Genomic DNA, 21,424 nt, shown 5'->3' on the forward strand with positions numbered 1-21,424 from the left:
CTATGTGCAAGCCTAAGGCCAGTTGGGGCTGACAACATGAAAAACAGAACAGAGACGGAAAATAAACATGGCTGAAGTAGTGCTTCGGGACGTAGCAAAAACCTACCCGAACGGATTTAAAGCAGTGAAGGGCATCGACCTGACGATCAAAGAAGGCGAGTTTATGGTCTTTGTCGGGCCGTCAGGGTGTGCCAAATCAACCACATTGCGCATGATCGCCGGTCTGGAAGAGATTTCCGGTGGCGATATCCTGATTGGCGACAAACGGGTGAACGATTTGCCGCCAAAAGATCGGGGGATTGCGATGGTGTTTCAGAACTATGCTCTGTATCCGCATATGTCGGTGTACGACAACATGGCCTTTGGCCTGAGGCAGCAAAAGCTGGATAAGCACGACATAGACAGTCGGATCCGAGAGGCTGCAGAGACGTTGGAAATCAGCCATTTGCTGGAGAATAAACCGGGTGAAATGTCTGGTGGCCAGCGGCAGCGGGTTGCGCTGGGACGGGCAATGGTTCGGAAACCGGATGTTTTCCTGTTCGATGAGCCATTGTCTAATCTTGACGCTAAATTGCGGGTGTCCACTCGGGTCAGTATTGCTCAGTTGCACAATGATCTGAAAGCGGAAGGGCAGACGGCCACCATGATTTATGTCACGCACGATCAGGTTGAAGCCATGACTCTTGGCGATCGTATCTGCGTGCTTAATCAGGGAACAATCATGCAGGTGGACACGCCCATGAACCTGTATCGTTACCCGGCCAACAAGTTTGTCGCCGGGTTCATTGGTTCACCGGCGATGAATCTGGTGAAAGCCAGAGTGCAGGCAGAATCCGGTATGACATTTATCGAGCTGGAAAATGGCATGAAATTACCGCTTCCTGCGGACAAAGCACAACAAGTTACGCATAAATTAGGGCATCAGATCTGGTTTGGGTTGCGACCGGAGCACATTCATGTCGTCAGTATGTCTGAGAATGATTTGAATGATGCAACGGTGCCGGATGTCAATCCACGCGAAAAGGCGCCCCAGAGCCAGAAATTGCACCGTATCGATGTTGTTGAGTCGATGGGCAATGAACTGTACCTGTATTTTCAGGCCGGTGACGATAAGCTGGTGGCCAGGATCCCGTTTGATCCGGCGCAGGACATCCGCCATGGCGACAACAGACTGATGCAATTTGATATGAATCATTGCCATCTGTTTGATATCGACACCGAGCAGGCTTTGTTGCTTGGCTGATAGGCATCTGGCTGATTAACGAATCAGTTCGGTACTTATCTCGTAGGATGATTTCTATCAGGGCGTTTGTTTATCGGGTGGTCTCATGTGCCAGATCCGGCTCACCACATTGGGCGAGAATCTCTGCCCGGGCTCGGTTTCTCAGGGTCAGGACGGCATGCCAGTCTTCCCCGTTCGGATAAATCGGTTGGCCGATGATGACGTCGATTGCGCTGCGCCGCGGAAATAATGACTGGTCACGCAGCATGGATCGGGTGCCGCGCAGCGTAACAGGGATCACGGGCAGTTGCTTGTCCACCGCAATCTGAAACGCGCCGAGATGGAAATCATGCAGCCCAGCCATGCGGTAAAGGGTGCCTTCTGGAAAAATGGTCAGGGGGCTGGGGCGCATGGAGGCCTCGGACAGCTTCTGGCTGTCACTCAGGCTTTTTTCGGTATCAAACCGTTCAACGAAGTGAGTGCCCAGCTTTTCCAGAAAAATACGGGCGAAGATATTCCCCAGTAATTCCGACTTGGCCACAAACTGTAATTCGCGGTCTGTCGCTGCAATCACCATGATACCGTCGAGATAGCTGGCGTGATTGACCACCAGAATACCGGATGTGCCTTTCGGTGGCAGGTGAGATTTGCCCTGCACCGTAAACGGCGTCGCGGTTAGCCAAAGCAGAGTACGCGCGCCCCAGCGGGTGACCTGCCAGGCGAGGTGGCTTGGCAGCAGGGCAACCAGCAACCACACCGGCGGAGCCAGTAATCCCAGTATCAGCCACATATAGCCGGCAAACAGGTAACTTTTTGCCTGACGAACAAACTGGTTCAGGGTCGGCTGCATACCCGCCACCGCAACCCGAAGGGTCTGCCACCAGACGGAACGCTGTGGGGCATTGAGTGTGCCGGTGTCATACAGATGGCGGCAGGAAGAGCGGCGGATTTTACCGCTGGAGGTTTTCGGGACGGTATGGGGCGAGCACAAGGCAATATCGTCAACGGGAATGCCCAGTACCTCCTGAGCCGCGGCCTGAATCCGGTTACGAAGCGCCGTTTTATCCTCTTCCGTGCGCAAGTTCGTTTCGGCCAGCACAATCAGTTGCTCTGTGCCGTTTCGGGTGTTGGTATGAGCAAATGCTGCCACACATCCTTTGCGTACCCCGGGTAGCTGGCTGACGGCAGCTTCCAGCTCATGGGGATAAATGTTACGACCGGCTTTGATGATGATGTCTTTGCAGCGTCCGGTCAGAAACAGTTCTCCGTCGATGGTCAGGCCGCGGTCGCCGGTCCTCAGCCAGTCCTGGTGATATAACTCTTGCGTTTTTTCCGGTGAGCGGTAATAGCCCTGCGTGGATGACGGTCCTTTAAATTCCAGCTCTCCTTCCTGGCGTTCCGGCAGCTCCCGCCCTTGGCTGTCAACAATCCGGATCTGGTGCCCCGGTAACGGATGGCCCAATCCGATTAAGGGCAGGCTATCGGCAAAGGCATGATCGGGGTGAGGTGTCGGGCTGGTGTGAGGCGTTGAGCCAGGTTGGTGTTGAGGCTTCTCTGGTTTGTTGGATGTTACCGCGATGGCTTGCCCGGTGCGAAAAAAGGTATCGCGGTCAATATATTCCACCCGTGGGGCTCGGGGTTGCATCGGGAAGGTCAGCCCGACGGTAGATTCTGCCAGTCCGTAAACCGGCGCCATCGCTTCCGGGCGAAAACCGTACTGGGCAAAGCGTTCGGTAAAGCGGGCCATGGTATCGGCACTGATGGGTTCGGCACCGTTCCAGGCCCGGCGCAAACTGCTGAGATCCAACCCTTGCAGATCACGCTCATCGATTTTGTTGACGCACAGTTCATAGGCAAAATTCGGGGCGGCTGACAGGGTGCCTTTGTGATGGTGGATCGCCCACAACCAGCGCTGCGGTTTGGCCAGGAACAACAGCGGCGACATAATAACCAGCGGAATGGCATGGTAGAGACTGCCAAACCAGGCTCCGATAAGTCCCATGTCGTGATAGACCGGCAGCCAGCTGATAAACACGTCATCAGGCGTCGCGCCGACGGCCTTGCCCATGGCCCGGACGTTGGTCAGCAGGTTGCGATGTGTCAGGGTGACGCCTTTCGGAGTGCCGGTACTGCCGGAGGTATACTGTAAAAACGCGATATCATCTGCTTTGGCTTGCCCGACATGCACATAGTCTTGATCGGGGGCGATTTCATCCGGTGTCACGATGTGTTCAATGCTGGTTGCCTGCATGCGCAGCAGCTGGGATAGCGGTTTGGCTTCGTTGACGGTGATCAGCATACGCGCGTCTGCATTCTGCAAGATTTTAGCATGGCGCATCAGGTGATCTTCCAGCTGAGATGGCCGTGCCGGCGGATATATCGGCACCGGAATTGCCCGTGCGTACAAGATGCCGTAAAAGCAGAAAAAATACTCGTTGCAGGTTGGCAGCATAATGGCAACGGTATGCCCCGGCTCTATCCCCGCCGCCAGCAGCCCCTGCGCGATTTTTCGCGCACGTTCATGAAGCACCTGATAACTGATGATTTCCACGTCATCGGCATTTTGGTAGACATACAGGTGAGGGCGATCCGGATGATGCTGCACATGCCAGTCCAGTAGCTCCTGCAAGGTTTCCACTTGTTCCGGGGCTTTTTCTGCTTTTTCCAGATGAATTTCGCCAATATTGGCTTTTACTGCACTGGGAGCCTGGAGGGCACTGAACACTTCGTTAAGGAGATCGCGCGGGGTTTCTATGGTCGCCAGTGCCTGATCAGACAAAGGCACGGCAAAGCAGACTTCTGTACGCTGGATGAGCTCAGCCCGGATTAAACTGTCAAAACCCAGATCGCTGTCCAACTGACTGTCCAGCTGTATCTCGGGTAAGGCCGATGTGCCTTGATTGGCTTCACTGGCCAGTTGTTCGATGAGTGCCAGCAACTGTTGGGCAGCCTGTTTAGGATCCAGTTCCGCAGTCGAATGGGGGATATGGCTGTCCGGCATCGTGCACACCCTGCAAATGGTATTTGATTTCAATTATCTGCCTACAAGTGTAGACAACAGAAGGAAAAATGCAGGAACGGACGGTGATGGCTACAGAAAGTCGCAATGACAGAGTAGGGATTTTACAGTGTAAAACCCCTACCAACTGCGTGTCTGTTGGATAATTACCACGGCAGACATGACATGATAAATGATGCCAAGCGAAGACAAGTGAATGGGTTACAATTTCGCTCTTATGCTTCTTTCACAATGCGGTTACGGCCACTGGATTTGGCACTGTACAGGCAGGCATCAGCACGTTGGATAAGTTCATGAATCCCGGTTTCAGCGTGTACCACACCCAGGCTGATGCTGTAACGGATTGGGTTGCCGAGAATAGTGAGTTCCGTGTTGGCAATGTCTTCGCGCAGAATATCCAGCCGACGCTCAAAAATTTCGGCGGAGTTGCCATATAAAATGCAGAACTCTTCGCCACCGAAGCGGGCGACCAATGCATCCGGGAAATAAGCTTCCAGCCGTTTGGCCAGCTCAATTAGTACCATGTCGCCAATGTGGTGGCCATAGGTGTCGTTAAGACCTTTGAAGTTATCAATATCCAGCAGCGCCAGACAGCGCGGCCCGCTGTGCTTCTTGACCTGCGGGTGTTCAAAGAAATAGCGGCGGTTCCATGTCTGGGTCAGGTAGTCTTTGTTGGCCATCTGGAACAGGTTGCGCTCTGAGTCCATGATGTTCAGCGTACTGTGAAGACGGCAATAGAACTCTTCCTGATTAAAGGGTTTTTTCAGGAAATCATTGGCACCGGCTTTCAGAAATTTAGCGGTCAGGGCATTTTCATCGCTGGCGGATAACCCGATGATGGCCATCTGCCCCGGTCGAAATCTGCGGCGCAGTTCTTTCACCAGGCTGACTCCATCCCGTTCAGGCATGCTGTAATCCGTGATCACCAGCGAGATTCCTTTTTCCTGTTCAATCAATGCCAGAGCCTGATTGACATTACTTGCTTCCAGCACCGTCAGATATTGGCGCTCAAGCAGACTGCGCGTGTATTTACGGGCGGTAGCGGAATCATCCACGACCAGAGCTTTATGGCCCGCATTGTGTTCCAGGCGCTTGAGAATTGGAATGATACTGCTAATACAGGTTGGGCTGTCCTTCGGGACATAATCGATGACGGTTTTAGCCAGCACCCTTTCACGCGTCAGTTCGTCCATCATGGCGGTGAGCACGATCACTTTCACGCCGACTGACAGGCAGACGTCAATGATTTCACCGTCCTGACCGTCCGGTAGGCAGTAGTCAAGAATGGCACAGAGAAAGTGGGTGCTTTCGTCAAGAATCCGTTCCGCTTCCGCGATGGTTTCAGCAATCACAGGCGTATAACCGGCTTGTCTTAGTTCGCTTTCAATGACTCGTCGAAATGGGCGGCTATCTTCTACGACTAATACTTTTTGCTCGTTTGCTTCAAAATTTGTCATGCCTGTTTAATATCGCGGATACACGGTCGCATTATTATGATTTATTTTATTTTTAGATACAAATAACAGTTTTGATAAAAGTGATTATTGCGCTGTGAAATGTATTTTCTGCCAATTTTCCTGGAATAAAATAACGGAAGATAATTCGGACAACACTCTCTGCTCTGTGACGTGAGTGATTGTTAGCAGAATAAAAGACCTGATCCGGTTGTTAGGCCGGTCGGTGTTTGCTGACTTTTTCACTACTGGCGTCTTAGTTAAAGTTATGATTTTTATGTTTTATTGTTGGGGTTTGTTTGGATTTTATATGCTTTTGAGGTCCAACATTCTCTGAACTTATTTATTGTCGCAAAGTGAACAAAAGCCGGGTAAATATTCCCCTATATTTTTAGCGATTTTCTTACGGCAATATTTTTGTCGTGAAAAAATACGGATTCAGAGAAAGATTATTGAGCTCATTCATGTTGATGAAATGCGTCTAATTGAGCGGGATTCATTCACGGCACGGCCTTTTTTCTAAAAAGTGTTGTGTCTGAATGAGAGTCAGAAAAGAGGTGAGCATTTTATTGCTTGTTATTTTGCCCTGTTTTTTCCGTACCTGTTTTTCCGTAACAGTAAATAACGTAAAGCGAACAGGTACCCTGGAAATGTGGGCGGTAGGTACCAAAAAGCCAGCCTAAAGGCTGGCTTTTGTATTATGAATTATAGTGTTGCCAGATTTGTTCGCACTGTTGGCTGCCATCGGCAGGCAGGGGTTTTTCAACCAGCCAGCGAATGGGGGATATAACCGGGCTGGTTGTAAAACGGACGGACGTTTCCAGGATCGCTGACAGAGGAACCGAAAAATCAAATTTCTCAAACTTACCGTATACCTTTATCGGCGTTTGCAGACTGAAAATCTGGGCGCGCTTCGATTGTGGTCGCAGGAAAAGAGAGAAATCACGGTTTGCGTAACTGGCATCAAATTCCCCCTGAACCTGAATCCGCGAGGTGTCCAGTAACATCTCTTTTTGCTTCAGCGCGCCCTGATTCACATCGATCGCTGCCGCGACACAATTGAGCACTGATGGGTCATTGTTGGTGAAGTTAGGGATGATCGCATCGGTCAGGCTGACTGCCCAAAGGTCAATCAAATCGGCTTCTAACTGTTTTGGCCACGCTGCAACGCCGATGTGTCCGCTGGCATTGTTCATCAGGGTGTCCGGAGAATTGGCCAGACTGCTCAGGCGAAACTGAGTGCTCAGTTTGCCATACATACCACTGTCCGGTGCCAGACGACGGGCCAGAATACCGTAATCGAAGTTGTCTATGTTGCCATTCAGGCGGATGTCAAACATCTCGTCTTTTGCTTTGATTTGACTATCGAGCTGAATATTCCCGCCCGGTAACTGAACGAACATCGGTTTGAGTGTAAACAGGCCATTTTCCAGCGTCCAAGCCAGCTGACCGGCACCCAGCCAGTCTTTTCCGGAACGAACTTCGCCCACATTAAGGTTAAATTGCGCATTGAATTTATCGAGTCCCTCCGGGCTGATGAACGGGGTCGTCATGGCCGTGCCTTCATTGTCTTCAGTGGCGCTGGTATCGCTGGTTTTCCCTTTCGCGGCAGTCTGCTGTGCCGTGTCTTTTTCCGTCACAGGAACCCCGGCTTTTGCCCATGCGGCCCAGTCACCCACTTTAAAGTCATCCAACTGTATAAACGGGGCTTTCAGCGCTAATTCAAGACGCGGACGGGAACCGGCTTTCAGCGGTGGGAGAAAGGCTCCCTGACCGGTCAGCGAACTTTTGTTTACCTGTACCAGCAGGTCACGCAGATGGTAACCCACGGCATCCAGATCCAGCTGAGCTGTCACATTGACCGGACCGTAAGGCGGCATGTCGATGCTGGTGAAAGGCTCCAATCTATCCAGATTCGGCAGTGAAGCGTCAAATGTCAGTGACAGCTCCCGAGGGTTGATCGGCAGCGCAAGGTGGGAGCGGGCATTGAATGCCATGTCACCCAGCGAAGCGCGTACAGTAACCAGCAGTTTTTCCCGACCATCGTTGACTGCCTTCAGCGACAGCGAATCCAGGCTGAAGCTGGCAACTTGTCCGGCCGCCATGCCACTCAGGGTCAGGCGGGTTTGGGTGTCCGGCCCGGTGACAAAGTGGCCTCGGTCGAGTTTCACCGCCAGCGCTTTACCGGTGTAGCTATCAGCAATGCTTGCGCGACCGCCGCTCAGCTCGGCGCTGACTTGTGCATGCTCCATCAATTCGAGTACGGTGCGGCCTTCCAGGCTGACAGCCAGACGGGCTTGTGCCAGGTGCATATCAAACGAATCAGTGATGTTAAACTGGTGCAGAATGGTACCGATATCCGGATTGTTGACGGCCAGATTGAGCTGGGCATCGATATTGGCGGCATTGATGCCAAAGGCGATGTCCCCTTTATACAGGCTGCCGGCGTAGCGAGCCTGAATCGGCGCCGCTGCCATACGTCCGTTGCGGACTTTGCCACTGAATGACAAGGCGTCCATTTTCTGATTGGCCCATTTTAAGGTATCAACACTGACGTTTAGATCGGCATCAGCAATCACCATCGCCTCTCCCAGCAGGGGAACATCCAGATTGACCCCTTGGGTTGGGACGGTCTGCTCTACTTCAGGCAGGGAATCATCATTTATAAACTGGCCGAATTGGGTAAAGTCCAGCTGTCTGAAACGCGCGTCAAGGGCCAGGAAGGGGCGCTGTTCATCCGGTTTCCAGCGCAGACTGACATTGCCCCGGCTTTTGAGCAGGGTCAGATCGGGCATGGCCAGGTTGATCCAGCCTTCACGATAATCCATTTTGCCGCTGAAACGTACCGGGCCGCTGATCTGGGACTGTGTGCCCAACCACGGGCTTAACCGGGCGGCATCCGGGCTGTTGACGTTCAGATTCAGCCAACTGCCGTCACGCCAGCGGGACTGTTTCAGCAAACCGTCTGCCCGTACTGTCACTGCCGGACTGTTGATTTCCAGCTGTGCCGGCCAGTCGCGTTCAGCAAGCACATCACCCAGTGTGCCCCCTTGTGCCTGAATGCGAGTGGGCAGTCCCATCAGCTGACCATCAAGTGTTGACGAAAACGGCAGGTTCATACCGGCTTCCAGTCGGGCCGTCGCTATGCTGAAGCTGGCGCTTTCGCCCCATTTGACCAGCGCTTCATCAATAGCCAGACCGACCTTGGCGTTGTCCAGCCATTCGCTCAGTTTGGTGCCTTGAGTGTCAACCGATAATGCGGCATGTTTCAGAGTACCGCTGGCGTGCGGGATCCCAGTCAGCCATTGCGCCATTTCCCCCAGCGGAGAATTGTCTGCACCCAGTGTAATTGCCAGTGTCGAGGTCCAGTCGGTAGCATCCAGTGTGGCCTGTCCCCGGAACGGCACCTCGGCAATATCCGCGGTCATTGGCGCTGACAAAAGGCCGTCTTTTCCATTCACAGACAGCGACAGGTTTTCGACTGAGGTCCCCAGCCCTTTTACTTCATGGATGTTGAGATCCAGCCGGGTGGAAGTGTTAACTAGCCATTGCTCAAGCGCCCGCTGCAATGGAGATTGCTGAGGGGCAGAAGCATAGGTGCGCATCATCGGCTCTGGCTCCGGGGCCAGCCACGGACGCAGATCAATCAGCGGTACGGTGAGCTCACCGTCAATGGTGGTGTGATCGCCAAGAGTGACAGCCAAAAAGCCCTGTCCCTGCGTGACCGGACTGTCAATGTTCAGGTCGTTGATTGCCAGTCGCTCTGAAGAGCCTTTCAGCGACGCCGTTACGGTCAGCGGCGCGGCTGGTTTGACGTCCAGCCCCAGCAATGCGTTAACAGGGCCGGTATCACGCCAGTGCAGGCGGATATCGGCCTGAGAATCTCCGCTGTGCCAAGGTACAATATCGGCATCAACCGTCAGGGAGGCACCGGCCAACTCACCGTTGACCTGCAACCTGCCTTGCTGTTGATTGAGCAGTTGTAGCAGATCGCCACGCAGATCAAGCTGATATGCTTGTCCCATGACCGCGCCCTGGGCCAGCAGCTGCCATGCGCTGTCGTCCTGATTCAGAGAAAGGGTTTCCAGATAGCTGTCGTAGAACAGGTTTTCCTGGCGGTCCTGATAAATCAGCGAGATATTTTTGGCTGAAATCTTATCACTCAGGGTGAGATGTAGTCCGGCAGATGTAGAGTCTGGTGTTGTATGAGGTGCTGGCTGGGATACAGGTTGAGCTGCGGCGATCCCGTTGCCGAGTAACCAGTTCGCATGCCCGTCTGCGTCTTTCCCCAATTGGACCTGGATGTCTTCCAGCTCCAGATAATCTACCGCCAGCGTACCGGTCAGCAGTGGAAGCAAGTTGACCCGGGCGTTGAGCTTGCCCGATTGCAGCAATGGCTGCCATTGAAATGCCTCGGTGTTAGCAACAGAAATGGCTTCGAGCTGTATTTCCGGGCTGAATGAGAGCGCCAGGCGGATATCTCCCTCGATCCGGGTTTCCCGCGCCAGCGTATCGGTCAACCACTGACTGATTCTGGTTTTATGTGGGGTCAGATCGACGTCAATGCCGACGCTCAGCAGCGCAGTCAGCGCCACTGTCGGTGTCAGAACGCCAATACCAGTCCATTTGGCCCATTTCCTTAATTTAAACTTGCGTAAAAGGGTTTGCTTCTCTGGCGAATCGGCGTTGTTGTTCGTTTGAGCGTCAGAGGAAGATACTGGTTTTTTTGATTGCATAATTTTATGAAGGATGACGTTGGGTAAAGGCGCAGCGTTATCGCCGCAGCCGCTTACGAAGGCGTTCCCGAATGCTTGTGACGTTGACGTGAAACGCGTACAGATCACTGCCAATACCGTAATTTGGCGGCACCTTAACACAAATCAACGGGCAGTGGCAGGCAGGCCAACATATCTGACAGACACTTTGCTTTTTAGTTTCAGATGCGGGAGTTGCATAAGCGATTTTGCCCCTGTTGAGGAAAAAACGCGCTATTCCGGATCTGCTCGGGCAGCACTGCTTGGACAGTAATTAAAACAGGGTGAAGCAGCCTGACTGCAGAGGATTTAGGCAGTGTGAAGAGGGCTGCGCGATGGGGTGGCTTGGAGAAGGCTGATGAAGAATGCGCGCAGCCAGTCAGTGATTGAAGTATGGAATCAGCATGATTGATGTTTTTTATGATTTTCAATCATTTGTGTCTGAGGTTGGGTTTATCTAAACTTGAGTTTTCAGGATCCTTTTCGTCTTGTTAACCTTTCGCTTGTGAAGGGAAGATTAACGTTTGCACCAGCCCTTTGCTCTCCGACTATTGGGTAACAGGAAAATAGTATGACGACACACCCGCCTTCTATTCTGACCATCCACGCTTTAGCCGCTGGGCGAGGGAGCGGAACGTCCGATACGCTGAACGCATCATTGCACCTCGGCCAGCATCTTGTGGTTTCCGGGCCATCGGGGTGTGGCAAAACCAGTCTGTTACAGGTGCTGGTGGGATTGCGTCCCGCACATGGGGGAACCGTAACCTGGCAACAGCAGGTTGTTCAGGAATCCAATCTGCACTGGTGGCGGCAACAATTTTGCTATCTGCCGCAGGACCCGGTGATGGGGGCAATGTCGCTGATTGAAGCGTTGTTACTGCCGTGGCGGTTAGGCGCCTGCAGCCATACGTTGCCTGTGCGCGAGCAGTATCAGCCGTTGCTGCACAAGCTGGGTTTACATCATGATGACGAGACAGCGGTGACTCGCCTTTCCGGCGGTGAAAAACAGCGCCTCGCAATTGCCCGGGCAGTGCTGATGAACCGCCCCTTGTGGTTTATGGATGAGCCGACTTCCGCCCTGGATCCGAATAATCGCGACAACGTGCTGGCATTGTTGGCACAAGAGTCTGTCACGGTTGTATCTGTCTCACATGACCCGGCCTGGATAGCGTGCGCTGACCAGCAGTACACGATGCACGGTAATGATCACAAGGAACCGTAATGATCAAAAGGAGCCGTAATGATCAAAAGGAACCAATAGATCGGACCGCAAGCCAGGAAGGCACGTCAAGCAAGCTGAACATGAACAGTAAAGAAGAAGCAGTAAACAAATAGGGCGATAATGGGTAGTGCACTGACGCTCAGTCCGTGGGCATTGGCAGGATTTTATCTGCTTTGTCTTTTGCCTTTGGGGCTGTTCTATCGCTGGCAGTTGGGGTTAGGTAAAGACCTGCTGATGGCCTTGCTGAGAATGACGGTGCAGCTGTCGGTCGTGGGACTGTATTTGCAGGTTTTGTTCTCTTTTCAGCATCCCGGGCTTAATGCGCTCTGGTTGTCGGCCATGGTGCTGGTGGCCGCGGTAACAATTTGTCGCCGCTCGGGCGTTTCGCTCAGGCGGACAATGCCTGCAGTGATGGCTGGTCAGGTGGTGGCTCTGGGGATTGTACTGCCGCCGTTGCTGATTGGTGTTATCCAGACCAACCCCTGGTGGCAGGCTCAGTACCTGATCCCAATCTCGGGCATGCTGCTGGGTAACTGTCTGGCGGCCAATGTACTGGCGCTGGAGCGGTGGTACAGCCAACTCAGCGAGAATCACCGAGAGTACCAGTTCTATCTCGCGATGGGGGCGCCACACCCGGAACGGCCGTTTCACCGCATAGCCGTGAAAGCGGCACTGGCACCACAGCTGGCGTCTATGACAACCCTGGGTATTGTCAGCTTGCCGGGCATGATGACCGGCCAGATCCTGGGTGGCACCGAGCCGATGCTGGCAGTGAAATATCAGCTGGTCATCATGGTGGCGATCTTCATTTCTGCCACCTTGTCTGTCACAACCACACTGGCAGTTGCGGCGCGGTACGCGTTTGACCAATACGGCGCACTCAGGCTGTAACGTTAGCGGGCAGCGTATGTTCTTCTGACATTCGTCGATCGGTCTGCCACACTTAAAAATGCAGACTTTATTGACGATTGGCTGTTAAACAACCGGGACATTATTCGCGGAGGCAACCATGAACAGGCGGCGTTTCCTGGCAGTATTCACCCTCGCAGCATGTATGCTGGAATCGGTGGGGAACCGGTTTCGGACTGCCTTGGCGGCCGGTAAACTTCGTTTGACACCCTCGCAAACTGAAGGACCGTTTTATCCGGTGGAGGCTATTCCGCTTCGCGAGAATTTGATCCTGAATGCTGATGCGGTGAATGGTTCACCAATGTGGCTGAGTGGCCGGGTACTGAATACCGAGGGTGAGCCGCAGGCCGATTGTCGGGTGGAGATCTGGCAGTGTGATGGTGCAGGGATTTATCATCATCCGAACCAACCCGGTCAAGCGCGGGTTGACCCGTATTTCGCCGGTTTTGGTGCGGTGGTCACCGATGCGGAGGGAAGATACCGATTTTATGCCCTTTATCCGGTGCCATACACAGGAAGGCCGCCACATATTCACGTCAAAGTCTGGCGCGGTGAACGGGAATTACTGACGACACAATTATACCTTCGAGGTCAGACTGGCAACGAATGGTGGGGACGAAACCGCGATGAATTGCAGATGGATCCCAAACCCATTGCCTCCGGCTCACGAGACGCCGGACAAGGCATGGCGCAGATGGGCGCCGTGTTCAATTTTGTGGTGTAATGAGGTCAGGGCAGTGCCGGTTTGACTCATTCTTCAAAGGCCGAGGGTGAACAAGTTGCGTGGTTTTGCTTAAGGTATTTTTAAGGTATTAAGTACAAGCGTGCAACCTGTTCCTCGTTCTTCCTATCTTCCTTGCTCTTTCTGTGTTCCATGCTTTCCCTGCCGCCAGTTCTGTCTTTTAGCTGTTTCGCTCATCCGTATCTCCGGTTACCACATGGTCGGCCGTCAGTCGAAGGGGCGTCTGTTGTTTTGTTTTTCAGTCTATCGCTTCGCAAACCCGTTTTTGGCGATGGCGGCGCAGGTATGTTGACCACCTGACTGGCATCATCGGCACGACAATCAGCACGATGCCCACCAGAGTCAGCACATCCGGTATTTCATCAAACCACATCACTCCCATGACAGTGACAAACACCAGGCCTGAGTATTCGGCCAGAGCAATACGGTTTGCTTCCACACCTTTGTATGCCAGTACCACTAGGGCGTGATAACCGAGCACCAGCAGGTTAATCAACATGATCCAGCCCAGATGCGACCAGGAAATCGTACCCCATTCAGGTATCGCCAGAATGAAAGCCAGAGGCAGTGTCATTACCCCGGTCCAGAACAAGGTAGAAATTAACGGCTGATCGGTGGGTAAGCGACGAATCAGGATATTGCCTAATCCCATTGAGAGCGCGCACCCCAGTCCGGCCAGTGCTGCCCAGTGAAACTGTTCCGGCCGCAGGACAACCAGTACGCCGCCGAAGCCAACCAGCGTGGCGATGATCTGTTTCAGAGCCGGTCTCTCTCGTAATAAAACCACTGACAGCGGCAGCATCAGCAGTGGGCCGACGTAAAACATCGCATTAGCGGTCGCCAGCGGCAAATAGGTAATAGTGATCATCGCGCAGGCGCTGCCAAGCAAAATAAGCTGAGCCCGGGAAAATGTGATGAAGCAACGCCCTTGCATCCTTTGTGCGCGGGGAAGCCTCAGCCACAGCGGCAGCAGGATAAGGGTGCTGATAAGCTGCCGAATAAAAACATACTGAAATGTCGGTACTTCTCCGTTGAGAACTTTAAGCGAAACATCGGAAAAAGAGGCCAGCAAATTGGCAAGCACTAAAAGTGCAACCGCTCGGGAAATGGAATTCGACATTAAACTATGCCTGCAGAGGAAACGGCGATGCGCCAATAAACGTGGCGTCATTGTAGTGCAAATTTCAAAGTTGAAAAGGTGTTTTAAAAATTATTTTTCGATTTGGGGTTTTTATGATGGCACGCTAAAAAACAAACCCAGCTGACTCTCATAAGTGATAAGTCTGATTTGCCTGACAGGGTCCCAGCAAGTCACTGACTATACTGTCATTGGCTGACTGATAGGTTGGGGAAAAGGTGAAGGTGAGTCGGGTAAAGCACGTACTTTGTGTCATTGCTCCGCTTAGCACGGGGATGACGATGGTCCGGAAATACGGCAGATTTTTCGGCCGCACTCTCGTGGGAAGGATCAGGCCGCGGGCTTGGCAGCCTCTTTGGCTGTGGGCTTTGCTGCTCCTGTGGCTGATACTCGGTTGGCGACCGCTCACTGCGCATGCTGAAGAGGGCGGTGGCGGGCATTATCAGCCGGGAACCTTAACATCGGCCATTGACATGTTACCGCTGGTGACACCGGTTACCGCGCCCAGAGCTTCCCCGTTCAGTGTGCGTCTGGACAGCTTCGGCTATGACGGAAATATCGCCAAGCCAGAGCAGGCCGTCCCTGTGGGGGGCATGCTGGCGACCCGTCTCGATATTGATATGAAGGTGCTTGCCCTGAACCTGATGTGGAACCCTGGTCGGGAATTCGGTGATGGCTGGGCGTATGCTCTGGGACTGTCACTGCCTTATGTCTCGCTCGATGTCAGCGCAAATGTGGAGGATGACCCGGTTTCCGGGCGTACCGGGTTCCGACATGACAGTGAGGATGGTATCGGCGATGTTCTGTTGCTGCCGGTGATGCTATCGACTTCGGTGGCAGACGACTGGTATAGCGAATGGCGGCTTGGAATTTATATGCCGACCGGGCGCTATGAGGTGGGTCGTCTTGCCAATCCCGGCCGTAATTACTGGACGTTTTCCCCATCGGCTTCAGTGGTCTACCTGCAGCCAATGACCGGGCAGGAGTTTGTAGTCTCCGCCGGCATCGATGTGAACACGGAAAATGCAGAGACCCACTATCGCTCCGGGGTGCAGGGGCATCTGGAATCAACGCTGATTCAGCATGTGATGTTGCTGGGTGGCTTTACCGGAATCGGCCTGACCGGTTACTGGTATCAGCAACTCAGTGCTGACAGTGGCGACGGTGCCAGATTCGGGGATTTTAAGGGCATGGCGGCCGGAGTGGGACCAGTGCTGACCTATCGAAAGCAGTTTGCCAACTCGGAAATTGTGTCTGAGCTCAAATGGCTGAATGAGTTTACAACCCGTCGGCGGCCGGAAGGTAACACCTTCGCGTGGAAGCTGCGGGTTAATTTCTGAACCAACTTTTTTGCTCACTCTGCGTTAGCGCAAAGAAAAAAGATGTCGCTCAAAAACTATCTATCTCCCAAAATGAAAAAAGCAGGGCTGAGCCCTGCTTGGATTGTTGGCCATTTCGGAGACGTCGGCGGTTTTCACACTTTCGCTAAACGGCTTAGTTAAACGGCTTAGTTAAACGCCTTAGCCAAACGCTTGGTATTGGCCTGATAGCGGCAGCTTCTGCGAGAGATTAGCCCCACACCGCCACGTCTGGCGCAATCACCTGACTGCCCTGATAAATCAGGCCGTTGTCACGGTCTTTGCTGAGCAACAGTGGTCCGTCGATATCGACCCAGCGCGCTTGCTGCGCCAGCAGCATTGCCGGTGCCATTGCCAGCGACGTTCCAATCATGCAGCCGATCATAATGTCAAAACCCAGCGCCTGAGCGTCTTCCAGCAGTGCCAGCGCTTCGGTCATCCCACCGGTTTTATCCAGCTTGATATTGACGATCTGATAGCGTCCGACCAGTTCAGGCAGCGAACTGCGATCAATGCACGACTCATCCGCAGCAATCGGAATGATTGGGTCGATTTGCTCCAGCAAATGATCCTGACCCGGAGGCAGAGGCTGTTCAACCATTTCGACCCCCAGCTCGGCCAGTTTAGGCAGATAGTCTTTCAGTTGCTCCAGACTCCAGCCGGTATTGGCATCAATCACCAGTCGGGTGTTTGGCGCTGCGGCACGCACCGCTGCCACACGCTCGATGTCGCCTTCACGGCCCAGTTTGAGCTTGAGGATCGGACGGTCCTGATTCTGCGCTGCCATTGCGCCCATGTTTTCAGGCGTATCCAGCGACAGGGTGAAGACCGTGGTCACCGGTTGCGGCGCTTCACGGAACCCGGCCATTTGCCAGCCAGTGTGGCCTTTTTGCTTCGCTTCGAGCTCGAACAGGGCACAGTCAACCGCGTTGCGCGCACACCCGGCCGGCATCAGCGACAGGAGATCTTCACGGCTGGCGCCACGTTCTACGGCCTCGCGAGCCGCCTCAATGCCATCGGTGACGTTCGGGTAATCCGGTTCGAACACATCGCTGCGTTCACATTCCCCGCGTCCGACAATGCCGTTTTCCTCTATCTCAACGACCACCACTTCGCCATGCAGCATGGGATCCATTCGAGAGATAACGAAAGGCTGTTTCAGCGGCCACTTTTCAACGGTGACAGTCATCTTGCGCATCATCAGCCCTCCAGCACGTCAACAATTGCTGCCACGCCGGTGCGGACCGGATCCACTACGGGTACCCCAAATTTGGCCTGATAACGTTCAATGGCTTTCAATGCATCGTCTTCAGACAGTGATGACGTGTTGAGCGCGATACCGCCCAAACGGATGTTCGGGTTGGTGATGCGACCCAACGCCAGATTAGTTTCGATCAGCGTGTCAAAATCCGGCACTTCAAAGCCCGGCATTTCGTCCATCTGAATACGGCCTTCTTCGTGACACAGAATAATCACATCGGCTTGTGCACCGTGCAGCAGACCCAGGCTGACACCGGCATAAGCCGGGTGCAGCACCGAGCCCTGACCTTCGATAATATCCCAGTGATCGGCATCGTTGGCCGGGCTCAGTTGTTCAACCGAACCAGCAATAAAGTCAGAGACCACGGCATCGACCGGTACGCCGGAGCCTTCAATCAGGATCCCGGTCTGGCCGGTGGCACGGAAGGTCGCGTTGATGTTACGTGCGGCCATTTCCTTGTGGATCGCAAGTGCGGTAAACATTTTGCCAACACAGCAGTCGCTGCCTACTGTCAGCAGGCGCTTACCGCTGCGAGGCTGGCCTGTACCGCATTGCAGGGTTTTCGGCGGGTTACGGACGTCAAACATCCGGCGTCCGGTGCGGTTGGCCACCGCGACCAGATCTTCGATTTCGTTGAGGCGGATATGCAGGCCGCTGGCAATGTCCATACCGGCTTCCATCGCTTCAATCAGCAGCGGGATCCAGCTCTGGGGCAGGGTGCCGCCCATAGGGGCAAGACCCAGAATCAGGGTTTTGGCTCCGGCTTCTGCCGCGTCACGGATCGACATATCCGGCAGGCCAAGATCGGCTTTGGCATTGTCAAAACGGTTCTGCGCCAGGCATTTTTCCGGACGCCAATGGGCAACACCTTTCGCCACTTTGGCCATCAGCAGATCCTGAGCATCGCCCAGAAAAACCAGATACGGGGTTTTCAGTTCATTCATTGTCATGGTGTTGTCCTTCTGTCATTTATTCGCAGTGTTCCATCAGCATGTTTTCAAACCATGCCAAGGACGGTTGTTTTCAGGCTTCAATACATTCAGTACTGGGAGGATAAAAATCGTTGTAGATGTTCCGATTGCGGGTGGTTGAACAGCTGTTCCGGTGGCCCCTGTTCGGCAATTTTTCCCTGATGGAGGAAGATTACGTGCGTGGAGACATCACAGGCAAAGCGCATCTCGTGCGTCACCATAATCATGGTGCGGCCTTCTTTCGCCAGCTCGCGGATCACGAGCAGGACTTCACTGACCAGCTCCGGGTCCAGTGCCGATGTCGGTTCATCCAGCAAAATCACGTCCGGCTCCATCGCCAGCGCTCGAGCAATGGCGACGCGTTGTTTCTGGCCGCCGGACAGTTGATCCGGGTACATATGGCATTTTTCCAGCATGCCGACCCGATCCAGCAGTGACTTGGCCTGCTTCTCGACTTCGTCTTTGTCGCGTTTGAGCACACAGCATGGCCCCAGCATGACATTTTCCAGCACCGTCATGTGGCTCCACAGGTTGAACTGCTGGAACACCATGCCCAGATGGGCACGGGTACGCTCGATCTGGCGTTGCAGTGCCTTGTCGGCCTGACCGGCGGCCGCCTTGGACAGATCCAGCTCCTCGCCGTGTACCTGTAAAGTGCCGCTGTCAGGCATCTCCAGCAGGTTCAGACAGCGCAGGAAGGTGCTTTTGCCTGAGCCACTGGAACCAATAATGGTGATGACGTCATGCTTGCGGGCTGCCAGCGAGACGCCTTTCAGCACGTCGATATTGCCAAAGGCTTTGTGCAGATTGTCGGCCTGCAAGGCGATTTCAGCGGTATTAACGGACATGGGTAGCCTCCTTGGCTTGCAACGGTTGAGCTGTGGCTGATGTGGTCGTTTGTTGCATGCTTGGCTGTTGTGTGGCCGGTCGTGTGTCTGCCTGAGAGCTGGCCGGACGGCTCACAATATTCAGTCGCAAGTGACGCGTTAAGCGGTGTTCAATCCGGCGCCAGACCAGCACAAACAGCGTGGTGATTAGCAGATAGATCAGGGCGGCCCAGACGTAGACGGAAATATCAAATGTCTGTGAAAACGCACGCCGGGTTTGACCCATCAGATCCAGCAGTGTGATCACACTGGCAATCGCCCCGCCTTTGAGCATCAGGATGATTTCATTCCCGAGCGCCGGAAACGCGATCCGATAGGTGTGGGGCAGAATGATCTTGCGATACAACAGGTGCGGCGACATGCCCATAGCCACCCCGGCTTCCACTTCTCCGGGTGGAACCGCCTGTAACGCGCCGCGCAGAATCTCAATCTGGTATGCCGTGGAGTTCAGCGCAAAGGTAAACAGGGCGCAGTAAAACGGATCACGGAAAAACCACCACAATCCTGCCTCCATCAGTTCGGGACGAAACTGACCGGAGCCGTAATACACCAGAAACAGTTGCGCCAGCAGTGGGGTGCCTCGGAAAAACGATACATAAAGGCGTACCGGATACTGAAACAAGCCTTTTTTACTGCGGCGCAGCATTGCCAGTGGCAATGACAACAGCAAAGCAATCGCGACCGCAATAAAGGTCAGCTTCAGGGTCATGATGGCGCCATCAAGCAATTTGGGCCCGTAGCTGATTAACATCTCAAACATGGGTATATGTCCTTATCCGGTGCTATGAGGCGCGAATGCCGCGGTTAGCCCGCTGCTCTAGCTTGCCGATACACCAGGCAAAGCACAGGCAGATAATCCAGTACATGACGCAGACCGCGAGGAAAAACAGAAACGGTTTCTTTGTGACCCCAACCGCGACGTTCGCCATGCGCATCAGGTCGTTCAGGGCAATCACGGAAACCAGAGCTGTGTCCTTGACCAGGTTGATCCACAGGTTACCGAGGCCGGGCAGTGCCAGGCGCAGTAGCTGCGGAAGCTCAATGCGAAAAAAGATTTGCCTGCGGTTCAGGCCGATCGCCAGGCCGGCTTCGAGTTGGCCGCGATCCAACGCCTGCCAGGCGCCGCGCAGCACCTCACCGGCATACCCGGCAAACACCAGCCCCAGCGCGACTGTGCCCGCCACAAAAGGGCTGAGTTCAAAAAACTCGGCCTCCGGATTGATGGCTTTCAGCAGGGTGTTAATCAGCAACCCTGCGCCGTGGTAAATCATGAACAGGGTTAGCAGTTCAGGAATCCCGCGGATGGTGGTTGTAAAGGCGGTGGCCGCTGCACGAGGCAGCGGTTTGCCCGACACCGAGGCCGCCGCCACTATAAAACCCAGTATCAGGCCAATAGGCAGCGTGACCAGAGCCAGACCCAGAGTCACCCCCAGGCCGCTCAGTAGTTCATCGCCCCAGCCCTGCTGGCCAAAGCTCAGGTAATCAAACCATTGCATAAACATTTCTCCGAAATCACTGCAAGTCGGGATGTCTGCCGGTTTATTCCAGCGTCAGGATGTTCAGAGAAAAGTATTTGTCGTTGATTTTCTGATAGGTGCCGTCAGCCACGAGAGCTGCCAGTGCCTGATTCAGTTGCAGGCGCAGTTTGTCGTCTTCCTGGCGAACGGCAATCCCGACGCCTTCACCGACGTATTTCGGATCGGTAATGAGTTCACCAGCCAGTTTGCAGCAGTTGCCATCCTGCGATTTTTCAACCCAGTTCAGCATTGGAATGATGTCACCGACCTGTGCATCGAGACGGCCGGAAACCAGATCCAGATTGACGGCATCCTGTGTTGGATAGAGGCGGACATCCGAGTCAGGGTACAGTGCCGACAGGAAATCCCCCTGTGTGGTTGCACCCTGTGCACCGATGGTTTTGCCTGCCATGGCAGACGGTGAGAAATCCGTGAGTTTAGACTCTTTCGGCACCACAAACGTCATGGCTGATTTCTGGTACGGTTCGGTGAAGTCTACCTTCTCTTTGCGTTTTTCGGTGATAAACATTGACGCAATCACGGCGTCATACTTGCCAGCCAGCAGCGCCGGAATAATGCCTTCCCAATCCTGTGCCACGAAGGTGCATTTAATGGCCATTTTGTCACACAGTGCGCGACCAATATCGATATCAAAACCTGCCAGCTGACCGTCCGGGGTGTAGTAGTTGAACGGAGGGTAGGCGCCCTCGGTCGCAATTCGCAGGGTTGTGTCTTTAGCCTGTGCCTGATGGACAGGCAGTGACGCAAGCAGTGCTGTCAGTGCCAGCGAGCAGAATGTATTTCGCATTATGGTGTCCTTTGATTTTTTATTGTGATGTTGTGTTTGCGCGTTGCATCCCTGTCGTGTGGTGACTGGCTTGCTGCCTCCTCTTCTACGTTCAGGCAGTCAGTGCAACACTCTGAGTGTTATTAAGATGTTAAATGTTTACAAATGAAGAATTGCTATGCT

Annotated in this window: 15 protein-coding genes; 5 read left to right on the forward strand and 10 right to left on the reverse strand. The window is 53.8% G+C overall.

Annotated elements, in window-relative coordinates; genetic code table 11:
- The first annotated feature begins 67 nt into the window (after positions 1-67).
- The gene (locus tag PGW97_RS16915) at positions 68-1,243 is read left to right on the forward strand and encodes an ABC transporter ATP-binding protein (protein ID WP_273860196.1); all 1,176 of its coding nucleotides are present in this window, start codon (positions 68-70) and stop codon (positions 1,241-1,243) included.
- A gap of 70 nt (positions 1,244-1,313) precedes the next feature.
- On the opposite strand, the gene PGW97_RS16920 is transcribed toward PGW97_RS16915, so the two are convergent.
- From PGW97_RS16920 to PGW97_RS16930, 3 genes are all read right to left on the reverse strand, one after another.
- Positions 1,314-4,223, reverse strand: a complete 2,910-nt coding sequence (locus tag PGW97_RS16920) for an AMP-binding protein (protein WP_273860197.1) — start codon at positions 4,221-4,223, stop codon at positions 1,314-1,316.
- Positions 4,224-4,456: 233 nt separating this feature from the next.
- On the reverse strand, positions 4,457-5,698 hold the full coding sequence (locus PGW97_RS16925) for a response regulator (RefSeq protein WP_047887673.1): 1,242 nt from the start codon (positions 5,696-5,698) through the stop codon (positions 4,457-4,459).
- 695 nt (positions 5,699-6,393) lie between these two features.
- Entirely contained in the window at positions 6,394-10,431 is a 4,038-nt protein-coding gene (locus PGW97_RS16930) for an AsmA family protein (protein ID WP_273860198.1), read from the reverse strand.
- A gap of 589 nt (positions 10,432-11,020) precedes the next feature.
- Between PGW97_RS16930 and PGW97_RS16935 the strand changes: the two genes are divergently transcribed.
- The 3 genes from PGW97_RS16935 to PGW97_RS16945 all read left to right on the forward strand — a co-directional run bounded on the left by PGW97_RS16935 (position 11,021) and on the right by PGW97_RS16945 (position 13,304).
- Positions 11,021-11,671: an ABC transporter ATP-binding protein gene (locus PGW97_RS16935; protein WP_273860199.1), complete on the forward strand. Its 651-nt coding sequence runs from the start codon at positions 11,021-11,023 to the stop codon at positions 11,669-11,671.
- A gap of 120 nt (positions 11,672-11,791) precedes the next feature.
- Complete coding sequence (locus tag PGW97_RS16940) at positions 11,792-12,562, forward strand: ABC transporter permease (RefSeq protein ID WP_217393233.1); 771 nt, start codon at positions 11,792-11,794, stop codon at positions 12,560-12,562.
- A 118-nt stretch (positions 12,563-12,680) separates the two neighbouring features.
- Complete coding sequence (locus PGW97_RS16945) at positions 12,681-13,304, forward strand: dioxygenase family protein (protein WP_273860200.1); 624 nt, start codon at positions 12,681-12,683, stop codon at positions 13,302-13,304.
- A gap of 256 nt (positions 13,305-13,560) precedes the next feature.
- Here PGW97_RS16945 and PGW97_RS16950 read toward each other — a convergent pair whose 3' ends face one another.
- The gene (locus PGW97_RS16950; RefSeq protein WP_273860201.1) at positions 13,561-14,442 is read right to left on the reverse strand and encodes a DMT family transporter; all 882 of its coding nucleotides are present in this window, start codon (positions 14,440-14,442) and stop codon (positions 13,561-13,563) included.
- A 386-nt stretch (positions 14,443-14,828) separates the two neighbouring features.
- Here PGW97_RS16950 and PGW97_RS16955 point away from each other — a divergent pair, with 386 nt between their 5' ends.
- A complete protein-coding gene (locus PGW97_RS16955; RefSeq protein WP_273860202.1) occupies positions 14,829-15,800 on the forward strand; it encodes a SphA family protein in 972 nt (323 codons plus the stop codon).
- A 229-nt stretch (positions 15,801-16,029) separates the two neighbouring features.
- Here the strand turns inward: PGW97_RS16955 and dgcA are convergent, their stop codons facing one another.
- From dgcA to PGW97_RS16985, 6 genes are all read right to left on the reverse strand, one after another.
- Entirely contained in the window at positions 16,030-17,019 is a 990-nt protein-coding gene (gene dgcA / locus PGW97_RS16960; protein WP_248827403.1) for an N-acetyl-D-Glu racemase DgcA, read from the reverse strand.
- Positions 17,019-18,029, reverse strand: coding sequence for an N-acetyltransferase DgcN (gene dgcN, locus PGW97_RS16965; protein ID WP_047887679.1), 1,011 nt, complete (start codon positions 18,027-18,029; stop codon positions 17,019-17,021). Before dgcN ends, dgcA begins: the two co-directional genes overlap by 1 nt.
- Positions 18,030-18,118: 89 nt before the next feature.
- A complete protein-coding gene (locus PGW97_RS16970; RefSeq protein ID WP_047887680.1) occupies positions 18,119-18,898 on the reverse strand; it encodes an ABC transporter ATP-binding protein in 780 nt (259 codons plus the stop codon).
- Positions 18,888-19,697: an ABC transporter permease gene (locus tag PGW97_RS16975; protein ID WP_273860204.1), complete on the reverse strand. Its 810-nt coding sequence runs from the start codon at positions 19,695-19,697 to the stop codon at positions 18,888-18,890. The genes PGW97_RS16970 and PGW97_RS16975 overlap by 11 nt, the downstream gene beginning before the upstream one ends.
- A gap of 22 nt (positions 19,698-19,719) precedes the next feature.
- Entirely contained in the window at positions 19,720-20,433 is a 714-nt protein-coding gene (locus tag PGW97_RS16980; protein ID WP_273860205.1) for an ABC transporter permease, read from the reverse strand.
- Positions 20,434-20,476: 43 nt separating this feature from the next.
- Positions 20,477-21,262 carry an ABC transporter substrate-binding protein gene (locus tag PGW97_RS16985; protein ID WP_053061945.1) on the reverse strand — a complete coding sequence of 262 codons (786 nt, stop codon included), beginning with the start codon at positions 21,260-21,262 and terminating at the stop codon, positions 20,477-20,479.
- Positions 21,263-21,424: the final 162 nt, after the last annotated feature.

This window comes from Photobacterium sp. GSS17, assembly GCF_028621875.1.
Lineage (GTDB): Bacteria > Pseudomonadota > Gammaproteobacteria > Enterobacterales > Vibrionaceae > Photobacterium > Photobacterium ganghwense.